Source organism: Olivibacter domesticus (genome assembly GCF_900109575.1).
Taxonomy (GTDB): domain Bacteria; phylum Bacteroidota; class Bacteroidia; order Sphingobacteriales; family Sphingobacteriaceae; genus Olivibacter; species Olivibacter domesticus.
On record NZ_FOAF01000009.1, the window covers coordinates 89,667 to 104,084 of the forward strand.

14 protein-coding genes are annotated in these 14,418 nt (G+C 39.8%); 12 read left to right on the forward strand and 2 right to left on the reverse strand.

The window, feature by feature from the left end; all coding sequences use genetic code 11:
- Nucleotides 1–52: 52 nt before the first annotated feature.
- Nucleotides 53–1,393: a sugar porter family MFS transporter gene (locus BMY50_RS22880; protein WP_093329593.1), complete on the reverse strand. Its 1,341-nt coding sequence runs from the start codon at nucleotides 1,391–1,393 to the stop codon at nucleotides 53–55.
- 216 nt (nucleotides 1,394–1,609) lie between these two features.
- Here BMY50_RS22880 and BMY50_RS22885 point away from each other — a divergent pair, with 216 nt between their 5' ends.
- Nucleotides 1,610–4,474, forward strand: coding sequence for a substrate-binding domain-containing protein (locus BMY50_RS22885; protein ID WP_093329596.1), 2,865 nt, complete (start codon nucleotides 1,610–1,612; stop codon nucleotides 4,472–4,474).
- 12 nt (nucleotides 4,475–4,486) lie between these two features.
- Here BMY50_RS22885 and BMY50_RS22890 read toward each other — a convergent pair whose 3' ends face one another.
- On the reverse strand, nucleotides 4,487–5,392 hold the full coding sequence (locus BMY50_RS22890; RefSeq protein WP_093329974.1) for a carbohydrate kinase family protein: 906 nt from the start codon (nucleotides 5,390–5,392) through the stop codon (nucleotides 4,487–4,489).
- Nucleotides 5,393–5,884: 492 nt separating this feature from the next.
- Between BMY50_RS22890 and BMY50_RS22895 the strand changes: the two genes are divergently transcribed.
- From BMY50_RS22895 to BMY50_RS22945, 11 genes are all read left to right on the forward strand, one after another.
- Entirely contained in the window at nucleotides 5,885–6,466 is a 582-nt protein-coding gene (locus BMY50_RS22895; protein ID WP_093329598.1) for an SMI1/KNR4 family protein, read from the forward strand.
- Nucleotides 6,467–6,665: 199 nt separating this feature from the next.
- Nucleotides 6,666–7,214: an AAA family ATPase gene (locus BMY50_RS22900; protein WP_093329601.1), complete on the forward strand. Its 549-nt coding sequence runs from the start codon at nucleotides 6,666–6,668 to the stop codon at nucleotides 7,212–7,214.
- 217 nt (nucleotides 7,215–7,431) lie between these two features.
- A complete protein-coding gene (locus BMY50_RS22905) occupies nucleotides 7,432–8,070 on the forward strand; it encodes a hypothetical protein (protein WP_139202320.1) in 639 nt (212 codons plus the stop codon).
- A gap of 342 nt (nucleotides 8,071–8,412) precedes the next feature.
- On the forward strand, nucleotides 8,413–8,868 hold the full coding sequence (locus BMY50_RS22910; RefSeq protein ID WP_093329977.1) for a helix-turn-helix domain-containing protein: 456 nt from the start codon (nucleotides 8,413–8,415) through the stop codon (nucleotides 8,866–8,868).
- Nucleotides 8,858–9,421 carry a PIN domain-containing protein gene (locus BMY50_RS22915; protein WP_093329606.1) on the forward strand — a complete coding sequence of 188 codons (564 nt, stop codon included), beginning with the start codon at nucleotides 8,858–8,860 and terminating at the stop codon, nucleotides 9,419–9,421. The genes BMY50_RS22910 and BMY50_RS22915 overlap by 11 nt, the downstream gene beginning before the upstream one ends.
- Nucleotides 9,422–9,679: 258 nt before the next feature.
- Nucleotides 9,680–10,366: a hypothetical protein gene (locus tag BMY50_RS22920; RefSeq protein WP_093329609.1), complete on the forward strand. Its 687-nt coding sequence runs from the start codon at nucleotides 9,680–9,682 to the stop codon at nucleotides 10,364–10,366.
- Nucleotides 10,359–11,246, forward strand: a complete 888-nt coding sequence (locus BMY50_RS22925; protein ID WP_093329611.1) for a DUF4350 domain-containing protein — start codon at nucleotides 10,359–10,361, stop codon at nucleotides 11,244–11,246. The genes BMY50_RS22920 and BMY50_RS22925 overlap by 8 nt, the downstream gene beginning before the upstream one ends.
- Before the next feature lie 182 nt (nucleotides 11,247–11,428).
- On the forward strand, nucleotides 11,429–11,845 hold the full coding sequence (locus BMY50_RS22930; protein WP_093329614.1) for an OsmC family peroxiredoxin: 417 nt from the start codon (nucleotides 11,429–11,431) through the stop codon (nucleotides 11,843–11,845).
- A gap of 164 nt (nucleotides 11,846–12,009) precedes the next feature.
- A complete protein-coding gene (locus BMY50_RS22935) occupies nucleotides 12,010–12,861 on the forward strand; it encodes a helix-turn-helix domain-containing protein (RefSeq protein WP_093329617.1) in 852 nt (283 codons plus the stop codon).
- A gap of 134 nt (nucleotides 12,862–12,995) precedes the next feature.
- The gene (locus BMY50_RS22940; RefSeq protein ID WP_093329620.1) at nucleotides 12,996–13,400 is read left to right on the forward strand and encodes a hypothetical protein; all 405 of its coding nucleotides are present in this window, start codon (nucleotides 12,996–12,998) and stop codon (nucleotides 13,398–13,400) included.
- Nucleotides 13,401–13,523: 123 nt separating this feature from the next.
- A complete protein-coding gene (locus BMY50_RS22945; RefSeq protein WP_093329623.1) occupies nucleotides 13,524–14,351 on the forward strand; it encodes an alpha/beta fold hydrolase in 828 nt (275 codons plus the stop codon).
- The last annotated feature ends 67 nt before the right edge of the window (nucleotides 14,352–14,418 follow it).

The window sequence follows — 14,418 nt, forward strand, 5'->3', positions numbered from 1 at the left end:
ATTGGTTAATTAATTAGATTTTTTGGTTTATCTTATTTGGTTAATAGACAAATTATACTACTGGCTCATTGGTCAGCTGTGATTCAATAGCTTCCAAACTTACCCCCTTCGTTTCGGGCATCCACCAGATTACAAACACCAATTGTAGCACCATCATTACCGTGAAAAATAAAAAGGTAATCATACCACCAAGGGCCTCTGCCAGTATGGGAAAGGCAAAAGTTACCAGTGCCGCCAAAATCCAGTGTATAGAACTCCCAAAGGTTTGCCCTTTTGCCCGCACCTGATTAGGAAAAATTTCTGCAATAAAAACCCAGATAACAGCCCCTTGAGAGAAAGCAAAACAGGCTATAAAAAGCATGAAGTACACTGAAATATACATCCCAGATGATGCTGGATTATTAAACGAAAAAACCACCAATAGCAGGGAAATGATAATACCTACAGAGCCAATTTTCATTAACATCCTTCTACCAACCTTATCAATCAATTGGACAGCCAATAGCGTAAACACAAAATTGGTCATACCAATTCCAATTGTTGAAAGCAAAGAAGAATGAACACCCAGCCCAGCCATCTCAAAAATGCGCGGCGCATAATAAATAATGGCATTAATACCCGAAAGTTGGTTAAAGAGCGCAAACAACCCTGCCAATACCAATGGCTTGCGATGCGCCTTCACAAAAAGTGCCTGCGTTTGCTTCGTTGGCTTTCGCTCTGTTGTATTTTCGATCGCAATAAGCTCTTGACGATAACCAAGCGGATTAATGATACTTAGGGTTTCTATCGCCTCTTCTCGTCGTAAACCCTTCATAAGCAACCATCTCGGGCTCTCGCGGATGAAATAGATGGCTATTAGAAAAAGAAAAGACGGCACGGCTTGAATGCCCAACATTAAACGCCATGATTCATCGCCCAGCTGATTGATTAAATAGTTTGATAAATACGAGATCAGTATGCCCAACACTACATTAAACTGGAAAAGGCCTACTAATGAACCGCGGCGATCGGGCGGCGCTATTTCAGAGATATAAATAGGTGCCGTAACCGACGAAGCGCCTACACCTAAACCTCCTATAAACCGGAAGAGCACAAAAAGATGCCAACTACTGGTAAAAGCCGTTCCAAGCGAAGCAAAAAGATAGGCCAATGCTACCAAGTATAAGGTTTTCTTACGCCCCAGTTTATCGGAAGGATAGGATCCGAGTAAGGAACCAATAACGGTTCCGATGAGTGCCACCGAAATGGTAAAGCCATGTTCAAAAATAGTGAGCTGCCAATATTGCTCGATAGCTTTCTCTGCCCCCGAAATAACTGCGGTATCGAAACCAAAAAGAAAGCCCCCTAAAGCCACCACTACTGACCATAGTTTCACCATGTGATTTTTTATCATATCGATTTATTTTGATTGGTTTGATTTTGCTGTGCAAGATAGACAGGTAGCTAGAGAAGGGGTTGCTCTCGGAGATCAAATCATTTCATTTTTATAACAAAATTTATGTTTCTGAATATCAAATAATTACAAATATCAAGACCCATTATTTATCTTGATGTTTTGCCAGCGTAACATCTTCTTCAGGTATTATACCATAGGTGTTGAACCACCTAAATGACAAAAATGCTTTTTCTTCCCAGCCAAAGACGCAATCCCTTATATTTGTCGGGATCTACCATTAGTAATAGGTGGCCCACTAACTGGATTGTAAACATGAATACCATTTCCCTCAACCGATCAGGTGTTGTTTTGCTTTTATTTTTGGTCTTCGGGTTGGTCATTTCCTGCAAAACGACTAAAAAGAGCAACAAATTCATTATTGGGTTCTCCCAATGCACGGGTAACGATCTATGGAGAAGCAATATGCTAGCTGAAATGCTGACCGAGCTAAGTCTTCATCCAGAAGTTGATTTCCATTATTTAGAAGCAGGTGGCAACAGCGCCACACAACGCGCACAGGTAGATACGCTTATTGAAAAAGGAATTGATCTGTTGGTGATTTCTCCCAATGAGGCCGAGCCCCTAACGGCTGCCGTAAAAAAGGTAATGGACCGTGGGATTCCTGTCATTGTAATTGATCGGGAAGTCAAAGGAAACGGTTATACGGCATTCATCGGCGCAGACAATGTGAAGATTGGCGAAATGGCAGGCCAGTACCTGTCGCAGCTTATTGGCAACGAAGGAAACGTTATTGAAATTAGGGGTTTATCGGGTTCCTCTCCGGCTATAGACAGAAGTAAAGGCTTCGCCAAGGCCATTAAGCAATCAAAAAGTCAAGTCGAAGCCAAAACGGTTTATGGCGATTGGATGGAGGACACCACCAAAAACATCCTGAGCAAGATACACAGGCAGTTACAGGACATCGATGCCATCTTTGCACATAATGATAATATGGCGCTGGGAGCACGCAAAATTCTCAACAAATATTATCCTGAAAAACATATTCCCATTATCGGTGTAGATGCCTGTTTTGGCGAAGGAGGAGGATTGGATATGGTGTACGATGGAAAAATTACGGCCTCCCTGGTGTATCCTACACTCGGAAAAGAGGCCATTTGGACGGCTTTGGATATTTTGAAAGGCCTACCCTTCAAAAAAGAGAACAAGTTAAGTTCGATCGTCATTGACTCTACCAATGTGCGTGTCATGAAGATGCAGGCCGCCATGATCAGTAGTCAGAAAGACGATATTTATAGTCAACGTAAGCTCCTGGACGAACAGAAAATAATCTATAAAAGCCAGCAGGCTGTACTCAATATCATCATTGTATTGCTTGTATTATCGCTCATTTTTGGAAGCATCGTTGTCATCTTGCTTCGAGATAATAAAAAGATCAATAAAAACCTGGCCAAAAAGAATGTGGAAATTGACACGCAACGGAAGCAACTTATCGAGATGTCAAAACAAGCCGCCGCCGGTACAGAAGCAAGGTTAAACTTTTTCACCAATATCACCCATGAGCTACGAACGCCCTTAACTTTGATCTTATCACCCATCGAGGATATGGTAAAAGACACCCGTCTTTTATCACTGGCAGCAGATAAGATCAAAACGGTGCAGCGAAATTCGGTACGGCTACTGAATATCGTCAATCAGCTACTGGATTTCAGAAAGATAGAAATAGAAGGTTACCTCATACAGGCCTCTCCAAGCAATTTGATCTCCTTTGTTCGCGATCTTATAGAACCTTTTAAAACATACGCTTTAAAAAGGCAAGTGCAACTATCCTTTGTTCCCGCAGAAAAAGAAATATTGGTATGGTTTGATGCCAATATGCTAGATAAAGCGCTATTGAACCTCTTATCAAATGCCTTTAAATTTGTAAAAGCCGGAGGTTTCATCAAAGTTTACATAGCACGCTGCGGCACCGATGTAAGCATTCAGATCAAAGATTCAGGTATTGGTATGCATGAAAAAGATATCGCTTTGATTTTCGATCCTTACTATCAGGCCGACAACTCCCCGTCTAACGGTTTCGGTATCGGTTTATCTCTGGCAAAAGAGATTATCCATAAGCACAAAGGAGAAATACAGGCAGCATCCATAAAAGGACAGGGTTCTACCTTCACCGTAACGCTGCCACTGGGAAGCGAGCATTTAAGCGATCGCGAGAAAAGAATTTCCTCTGCATCCTTTAAAAAGGATGAAAAAGCGGCCATATATGCCATTGATTCAGATGTGCAGATGCAGGATATCACGCAAACAGCACCTTGGGGTTTGAAAGACTATTCGCTACTCATTGTGGAAGATAACCCTGATCTTTTAAACTACCTGGTAGCAGAATTGAGCGATGAATACGATGTCATCTTCGCCACCAACGGCCCAGAAGCAATTCAGCTTGCCAAAGAAAAGGTGCCCGATCTCATTATTACCGATAATGTTATACCCGAAATATCCGGTAAAGAAGTATGTAAGGTTTTAAAAAACGATTTAAAAACGTCCCACATCCCTATTATACTTCTTACAGCTCAAGCAAGTTCTGAACATCTTATTTCAGGCATGAATGCCCTCGTAGACATGTACATCACCAAACCTTTCCTGATCAAAAACCTTTCGGCAAGTATCAAAGCCTTAATCAACAACAGAAAGGTATTGAAAAGTCATTTTACCAGCGATATTGAGCTCCCAATCGAAAGTATTAAACTCAATCAGCTGGATAAAAAGCTCTTGAACGATTTTTCAAGCGTCGTTGAAGAAAATTTAAGCAATGATCAGTTCTGTGTGGATGACATTTGCCGGCTTGTTGGCATCTCCCGAATGCATCTGTATCGAAAAGTCAAATCGTTAACAGGGATGACCGTTAACGAATACATATTGGAGCGCCGATTAAAAAAGGCCTCTTACCTGCTTAAACATGAATCTTTAAATGTTGCAGAAATCACCTATGCCGTGGGTTTTTCTAGCCCCAGCTATTTTTCAACAACTTTTAAAGCCAAATTTGGTTATTCTCCCAGTCAATATAAAAGCAAAATCAAATAAACTCCCAAGTTATTACCATTTAACTTGCTCTAATTGCTTCTGCCACATAAACCGCGCTAAATCGGAGCCTTTATAATCTGGATTAGCGCCCGCTTGCGAGGTAACGTAGGCACCAAGTGCTGCCGCATAATCCAATATATCTTCTGTAGATTTTCCCAATAACTTCTGCGCTACAAAAGCAGCCAAAAAAGAATCGCCGCTCCCAACCGTATCTTTCACGATAACGGGATAGGCTTTAAAATCATATCGCGCCATGGGTGTATAATAAGAAGCACCCTCTCCACCTTTGGTTACGATGATCTCTCCAATCCTATATTTATCCTGTAATCGGTTTACACTTTCCTGTTCCCGATCGCCATTATCACCAAACCACGATGCAATAATTTGCAGTTCATGGTTATTTAGTTTTACAATATCCGCCTTGTGCAATAGATATTCAATGGTGGCTTGTTCATAATGCGGCGCGCGGAAATTAACATCAAAAAGCTTCAGTTTCGCGTGTTTAGCCAGCTCATATAAGGTGGCGCGGCTGAGCTCATTGCGGGCGGCCAAACTACCAAACACCAGCAGATCAGCTGTTTCAACCAAATTAGCGGTCTTATCATCAAAATGGATAAAATCCCAAGCAACGGGCTGCACAATCTCATAGCTCATCTCGTGATTGGCTCCTTCGGTAGCAATCACTTCACTGGTCTTTTGGTGTTTATCCAATTGAACGTACTCGGTAGATAAGCCCATTTTCTTCAAGAAGGTAGTCAGTTCCTCTCCCAGTGGATCATCTCCAACCCTGCTTACCATATAACTCTCTATGCCCAGTCGGTTTAGGTGATAAGCCACATTCATCGGCGCGCCACCCGGCTTTTTCCCATCAGGAAGTACATCCCAAAGCACTTCTCCAAAACAAACAACTTTTTTCATCGGATTAAATTTGTTTTTTATCGGTGATGAAGCTTGCATACGCTGTTTAATCAGGCCCTTTTTTTGAGCGGCAGCTTATGCAGGTTTCATCTGATTAAATTATTTATGCTTGTAAATTTTTCAATGGCCTAAATGAGCTCGTTACACTCCGTTTGTTTTCTTAATTGACCATCCATTAATCAGCATTTACAGGGCTAAAATTAAAGACATTATTCCAAAAACTTTTTTTATATCGTGCAATTTTTCTTTAATTCCGTACCATGTGGGCTAATTATTGATAATCCGCTGGCCTAGCATGAAGTGAGCGGATTTCTTTGTTAAGATCATGGTAAATGAAACAATCTTTTTGCTCCTTCTGTTTTCTTCAAGCCTCATGTTAGCCTGACTGCTTGCTGAAAGGTTTAAATTTATAAAGAATAAAGTTATATCTAGCCGGGTATTATTGATGCTGTAGAATCACTATCTTAGCTCCTTTAGATAGTTTAATTGCTTATGAATAACATCACAGAAAGCTTTAAGACAATTCTTATCAAGCAGAAGGATTTAAATTACCATTTCCCCAATATACTTAGAAAAGCTGCCAGCCTCGAAGAAATAGCAAAAACAGAAAAAGTGTTGGGCTTAGACTTTAATGACGAGCTGAAAGAACTTTATTTATTTGCCGATGGAACAACTATTGATAGCGAAACTCCTTCGGGGCTCACGGGTCTGATACCCATCCACAACTTTTTATCTTTAGAAGATGCGGTTAACTATTATAATCTGAGCATGGAGTTTGAAGAGAGCTTTCAAAATTTGACTAAAGACTTTAAGCCAGCCAGGCAGTTGTATCCATTTTTAGAGGATGGAGCTGGTAACTGTTATTGGGTTGATCTAAATGAAAAGACCTCAAACTATGGCCGGATATTCTGGACAAATACTTATGGTGTCGATCCTGATTATACTTACAAGTCCTTGACGAGTATGTTTGAGGTTATTGCTGAAGCATATGATACGGACGTTATGTTCTTGGATCGTGATGGTTACCTTAGCTGTGATTTCAAAGCGTTTGACAAACTTTCTGAAGAAAAATAATAGGCTTAGCTTTAATAAATATTTTCGTTTTTACTATCTCGGCTTATCAAACAAGATCGTTATTTCTTTGTTGCCCATTCTTTAGGCGGAAACTACGCAATGAAATTTATCTCGGATAACAAGATCATTAGTTTGTCTTCGCTTTATCGCCTAAAACATAAAGAAAGCAAAGTTTACATTTTAATTAAAGAGAATATTGATGAAACAAGGCAGAATTATTATAATAAGCGGCTCGCCGGGGACCGGTAAAAGTACAGCGGCATCAATAGTTGCTGAGGAATCTACGTTATCAAAGTCGGTACATCTGCACACCGATGATTTCTATCACTACATTCGTAAGGGAGCAATACCCCCATTTTTACCGGAATCACAAGAACAAAACTTAATTGTTATTGAAGCCTTTTTGGAAGCTGCAAAACGTTTTGCACGTGGTGGATTCGATGTGATTATTGACGGAATTGTTGGCCCTTGGTTCTTAGAGCCGTGGTTAAAAGCTGCACAAGACAATTATGAAGTACATTACATTATCTTAAGAGCGACTAAAGAAGAAACAATGAAACGGGCAATCAATCGTTCCAAATTGGACGACGATGCTAACATGGAGTTGGTAGAAAAAATGTGGAAGCAATTTAACGACTTGGGTCAATATGAATCAAATATTATCGACTCAACAAATCAATCGATCGAACAGAGTGTTTCAAAAATAAAAGCTGAGATTGAAAAAAAATCTTTTTTACTTACGGCTTGATGTGATACAATGGGTGTTTTAACTTTTGCCTATAGTTGAAAAAATAAGCAAAATGATTTGGCTTATATGCTTATAAAGCTTATATTTGAAATATAGGTATCCCTACGACCGCGAGCCTTCATGTTTTTAATCTATTTGTTTTTAATAAAGACCGCTATGTACCAAGGAAAGCGGTGAAAGGAGAAAAGTGAAGAAAAATAATCAATATGTTATAATAATGAAAACAGTTACTTCTTCCATCTTTAAACTGCTAATTGCTATGTTGGTGTTTTCAGCATGCTCCAACGGGAAAGACCCTGAAAAATATATAGGATATTGGGTAGAAAACAACAATGATCTGACTATACCAACTGAAATTAAAGAACAAGCTGGTAAGCTCTATATTATAGCAGACAATGACGGCGAAAAAATCGAGATGCCTGCCACTTTCGATGAAAACGGAAAATCATTACATGCGAAGCATCTTACTCCATCGGGGAGCTTGGACGTGCAAGCTGTTTATCTTGATGAGAGCAAACACCTAAAGATAACTATGGCTAATAGCTCCACAGAATTTTCCAAATTATCTGAAACGGAAGCGAAAGAGCGAGCAAAGAAAGTGGAAGCGTTTTATGACCCCAATTTTCTTGTTGGCAAATGGATGAATTTAAAAGCTACTGACGCAGATCCTATAGAAATTAGAAAAGACGGTGATAAATATTTCCTCCAAACGGCCCTTAACAATACGGAAATAAAATATAACAAACGGGCTTTTGTCTGGTCTTACTTGAACAGCCCATCAAGAATAAGTAGGCTAAAAAATGGAAATCTGCAGTGGGAACTTGGCGCACTGCGCACTGAATATAAACGAATGTAAAATATAGTTGGAATAAAGTGAAGGATATAAATAATTTTTAAAGTTCATCTGTGTTCTGTAACAGCATTTGTTTTTAGGTACGGGATTGTAGCAATATAAAAAATCCTGATTTTCTTTATTCTTTCAATATCTTCCAATAACGACCCTTTATTCCTTCTCGTTGAATGTACCTCTTGTCTTTAAGAGTATCTAAAAGCTTTTCATTTATCCAAACCAAGGGGAATTCATAAAAAGACACAAATGATATCTAAAGCGAATCAATAAGTAAGAACAAAATATATTTTCTTTTCGTTTATTTCGTTTATTTCGTTTATTTTTGTTGTATTAAACAAAATGAAGATCATGGAAACCTTGGATAGAATAAATAGACCCTCTAAAGTTGAACAAAAAGTAGCTCTGGAATCATATGACTCATTGGCTGCTGTCATTGAACAGCTACACGCTGAACAGACTGAAATCGAAATAGAGGAAACCAAAGACAAAATCATAGTTCCTTTGCGTGCCCTAAAATTATTCGGAGGTATATTAAAAGCTATGTCCGAAGGAAAGCCGATCTCCATCGTTCCTTTGGCTACCGAGGTCACCACGCAAAAGGCTGCGGAAATATTGGGATGTTCTAGACCACATTTGGTCAAACTACTAGAAGAAGGAAAGATCCAATACACCAAAGTCGGTAAGCATAGGAGAATCCTATTTGAGGATGTGATTGAATACAAGAAACGTATGAAAGATGAACAGAAAAAGCGGCTGATTGATATAATGAATTTCGATGAAGATTTAGGCCTTTATGATTCATAGTGTACGTTTTACCGCTGTATTGGATACCAATGTGGTGTATCCTGTGATTATTCGTGATCTGCTATTATGGTTTGCTCATTATGATCTCTACACGCCGAAATGGAGTGCCCATATCTTTGATGAATGGCAACGGGTCATGCAACGCAAAGGTATTTCTGAAGAAGAAGCTGCCAGAAGAACAAAGGCTCCGAATCACGCTTTTCCAGATGCACTTGTTATGAATTACGAAGGCTTGATACCAACCCTTACGTTGCCCGATCCAGATGATTGCCATGTATTAGCCGCTGCGATTAAAGCAAATGCCAATCTGATAGTTTCAAACAATATCAAAGACTTCCCAAAAGAATACCTTAGCACATTCGGATTAAGTGTTAAAACGGCTGATGACTTCTTAACAGATATTATTGATCTCAATCACGAGGTGTCCATCCAAGCTTTTCGGGAAATGGTTCTGCATAAAAAGAATCCTAAACTGGATGAATATCAAGTACTGGATCAGCTTAGAAAATGTGGACTAAAAGACACAGCAGATTACCTACACTCCTTATTGTAGACTTCTTCAAATACATAGTCGAGTCTCCCGTGTTTAATCATTCCTCAATAAAATTTTTAGATTTATCGAAGTTATTTTCGGCATCATAAAACACACGATATTCATCGAAAAGAAAGGCACAATCATTAAGATCTATTAAAAAGAGTCAATCTGATGGCAAAATTATGCTAGTTATCACCGTAAATTTGTTCATCTGTATCCAGCCGAACGGCTTTTACTGATCTTATACTGATTATTGCATCATCAAAACATAAAATTATGATGATGAATGCAAAAACAGTAAAGCAACGATCTCTAAAGGCCTGCACACTTGTAGCCGTGGGATTAGTTGTGCTTAGCGGCTACACAGCGGAACCGCAAAAAGGGAGTGTATTCCACGAAATGAGACCGATTCAAACTGATAGCGTATCCTTGGATGATGTATCTGGGTATTTCCGCTTTCCAAACCGAGTTGCCTGCATCCGTTTTTTTAATAAGGACGGCCAATTCGTAGCGCAGCAGACATGGGATGGACGAGTTTATCCCCTACAGCGTACCGGATCGCTCACCTTCCAGTCGCGTGATGAAGCGTACAAGATTGCATTTATCGAAGGCGCTAATGGAAAAATTGACAAGGCTAAGATCCTTGACCGCTTAATGCTGGAAAAAGTTTCCTACAACCCTACCCAATACGTTTCGCTCACTGTAGACCAACTTACGCCACTTTTGGGGCGATATAGGCTCCAAAAAGATAGCAATATGGAAATCAATGTAACACGGCAAGGCAATAAACTTGCTTTAGAGCAATTATGGGATAACAAAACCATGGTGTTTGATGCTTTCTCCCCTACGGATTTCCTGAATGCGGAACTGTCCTTCCCGCTGACATTCATCGTCTCGAATGGTACAGTCAAAGAACTTATCTGTTTTGAATCAGATCGTTGGGAAAGGATAGAACATGAATAATCGGATATTCAAATCAATTCTCTTGATCTGGCTACTTATCCCAATTAGCCAGCTATCCGCCCAAAGCGTTGCTGATCCAGGCTTTCGGTTTGAAACGGAACGTCCCCGCTATAAAAACGGGGAAGGATCTCTTGTTCTCTACGATGAGGGACACAACAACCCTTTCACGCTAAAGGGACAGTATGCGGCATTTGCCCAGGTATTGGAAGCAGATGGTTACCGATTGGAGACCAACAGCCAAACCATTACTGCCGAAAGCTTAATGGGTGCCCGTGTGTTTGTGACCGCCAATGCACTGCACGACCTGGACAATTGGGGTGCCCAGGCAGCTAGCGCCTATACAGACGAAGAAGTGGAAACTTTATACGATTGGGTGCATCAGCATGGCGGTTCGCTTTTCCTCATCACGGACCAAATGCCTGCCGCAGGCTCAGCAAGTAAGCTTGCGGCACGCTTTGGGTTTAAGCTCATTAATGGTTTTGCGCAGCGTAAGGATGGCCAAACGGAGATTTTCTCCCGAAGCAGAGGGAATCTTACGGCCAATCCAGTAACCGATGCAGCAGGTTTTGCAATAGATAGCATCCGTTTTTGGACGGGAACGGGATTTGTTCCACCGTCGGAAGCCATCATCGTTTCGTCGTTGGGCGAAGACTACGAAGTCTCGCTCGCGTCTGATGGATCCAAAATATCGGGTAAAGGTTTAGTAAACGGTGCTATTCTACCATGTGGGCGTGGACGGGTATGCCTGATGGCCGATGCCGGTTCGTTTTACGCGCTTTTAAGAGGGATCAAAAGCGAAAAACGAGGGATGAATCATCCTGACGCAACTGAGAACGCCCAGTTTCTTTTGAACATCCTTCATTGGCTGGATGAACGATAAAGAATTTCGATTAATTGAACATCTAACGTCCTTCTGAGGCCTAAGACGATTACTGACAAATAATTTGCTGTTTCTTGTGAACCAAATCCGCTAATAATTGACCTAATTCACAAAACGCTTCTATTTTCTGTGTTGCAACTTTGTACGGTCAATACCGACAATATAATTTAACATATATAGAAATGAAACGTACAGCAAAAGCACATTGGGAAGGAAGTGTAAAAGAAGGCAAAGGCAACGTAACGACCCAGAGCGAAATTTTAAATCAGACGAATTATAGTTTCAGAACCCGCTTCGTAGGAGATGAGAAGGGAACTAATCCCGAAGAATTATTAGCGGCAGCACATGCAGGCTGCTTTACGATGGCAGTCAGTTTTGCATTGACGGAAAAAGGAATAACACCAACTTCGCTGGATACGGAAGCAACTGTAATGATGGATGGTGCAGGAATCACCGGAATCCATCTTTTCATTATTGGAAACGTACCGGATACCAGCGCTGGAGAATTTGAAGCCATCACAAAAGGAGCGGAAGAAAACTGCTTAATTTCAAAAGTTTTGAAAGTACCTATAACTTCAGAAGCAATCCTGGTTTCATAATAACCAGTTATAATCAATAGGTTTTGCATACTGGCGAGCAATGTCCCATTCAACATTTTTATCTATATTTGATTGGGTGTTGAATGGGCATTCCGTATTTAATTTCATCGACTATCTAAATCAGAATAAATAAATGACCTGCATTTAAACAGAATTAGCTAAGAATGGTTAGTGACTACAAAAAATTTGACTTATTCGGGAAGACCTTTATTCAGAAAGTGGATTTAAAACCGCCTTTTGAATTTGCCTTCCCTGTGGCGGAGCAAGCGTGCTTCTTATATATGCTGAAAGGTGAGATGGAATACCAATCGGCCGGTGATCATTTGAAGGTACCTACTCATCACTCCTTGCTGCTTAACTGCATCAACTCCGGTAAACAGATACATGATACCAGCTCAAATAGCGAAGGCGAGATTGTCATTGTTACGTTCCATCCGGATATACTGAAAAAAGTTTATGATAAAGAAATCCCACTAATCTTTAAGCCAACTAACCAGGTAACCAATCAGTGCAGAAAGACAATTAATAACGACTTTTTGATTCAAAAATATATTGAAGGATTGCTCTTCTATTTTGAAAATCCATCTTTGGTCAATGATGAAATTTTGGTTTTGAAGCTAAAGGAAATCATACTTTTATTATCGCAAACGCAAGATGCGGAAACCATACAAGTCATACTATCGCAGCTTTTCTCGCCGGCAGCCTATACGTTCAAGCAAATTATAGAAGCCAATCTATTCGAACAGGTTGGTGTAGAAGATCTGGCGCAAAAAACCAATTTGAGCGTTTCTTCGTTTAAAAGGGAATTTAAAAAATTGTACGACGATTCGCCTGCCAATTATATCCGAACGAAACGATTGGAAAGAGCCGCAGAATTGCTTTTAGTTTCTCATGAACGTATTACAGACATTGCATTTGATTGTGGATTCAATGACTTGGCAAATTTCACTAAAAGTTTTCATGACCGATATACCGTCTCCCCCTCAAATTTCCGCCTAAAAATAAAAGAAGACTGAGAAAAGGAACGGGCTTTAACATTCCATTCTGGCCCAAATAGACAGATTATTGAACTGATTTACAAAATGCTTTCCTTTCTTGAATTGCAATTTTGCATTGTCAATAGTGACTTAACGAATTTTTTTATCAGACAATGAAAAATTTAAAATTAGCGATGACAGTAAGCATTTTTACTATTCTGTTTTCAGTCAATGCCTTTGCGCAAAACGCTCCTAAAATTATCGCCATCATAAACAAAGCCAATTGGTGCAGTGTATGCAAGGCAAACGAAGAAAGAGCAATGGCAGCCTTCAATGAAAACAACAAGGATGGAGCCTATCAGTTTGTGGTTAACGACCTCTCTAATGCCGAAACTGCGAAAAAATCGGCAGTAGCAATTAATCAGCTCGGGCTTACGAAATTAATGGAACCTTATCAGGCAACAGGCATCGTGTGCTTATTTGACGCCAAAACCAAAAAACCAATCAATCAATTACTCATGTCTCTGTCTTCTGAAGATATTGGCAGGGCAATGGCCATGCTCAAAAAAGATAGATAATTCTGTTAATACTCCTCTTGGAAAGGCAGCCTGAAACGAGGCTGCCTTTATAAACCATCAGAAATTCACGCCTTGTTTCTAATTGGTTGATGATAATTTAAAAAAATAAAAAATCAAATAAACATGAAATTCATTAAAAATATAAGTTTTTTATTCGCATTGGTAGTGGCCCTGAATTCTTGTTCAAAGGATAACGATGATTCGGTTAAAGAAGAAAAACATTCAACTTTCGTTTTGGTACATGGTGCCTGGCAGGCATCTTTTGTATGGGATAAGGTTAAGGCAGACTTAGAATCTCAGGGCAACAAAGTTGTTAAGGTGGAGTTGTTAGGTCATGGAGATGATCAAACTCCTGTTTCTGAAATCACTTTTGATGGATATGTTAAACAGGTTACCGATGTTATAAATGGCTTAAATACGCCTGTTGTATTGGTAGGACACAGTTTGGGGGGAGCAATAGTTACCCAAGCAGCGACAAAGGTGCCGCAAAAAATAGATAAATTAGTATATGTTGCCGGGTTTATTCCTCAAAGTGGTAGTAGTGTATTTGAGTACTCGGCAATGGATTCTGAAACCTTGATACCTTCGGTACTGGAATTTTCTACAGACCAGCGTACCGTAACGATTGCTAATCCTAAAGTAAATATGCGAGATGTTTTCTGTCAATATGGTTCTGATGAAGACATAGACTTATTGGTAGAAAAACTTCGTCCGGAACCGGTTGCTGCTGCTGGCACTCCGCTGAATTATAGTAGTGATATTTATAGTACAATAGCTAATAAATACTATATCTATACTACCGAGGACAAAGCCATCAGTTATCCTTTTCAACAGCAAATGGTCAACGAAGCTCATATTACAAAAACCTATAAAATTGAATCAGGACATAGTCCTTTTCTCTCCAAACCAACTGAATTAGTTCAGCTCCTTAATCAGATAACTCAACAATAATGATTTGTGCTTTGGAGATTCAATGCTTTTATGGAGGAATTAGGTAGGTTATAAGTCTTATTGTGAA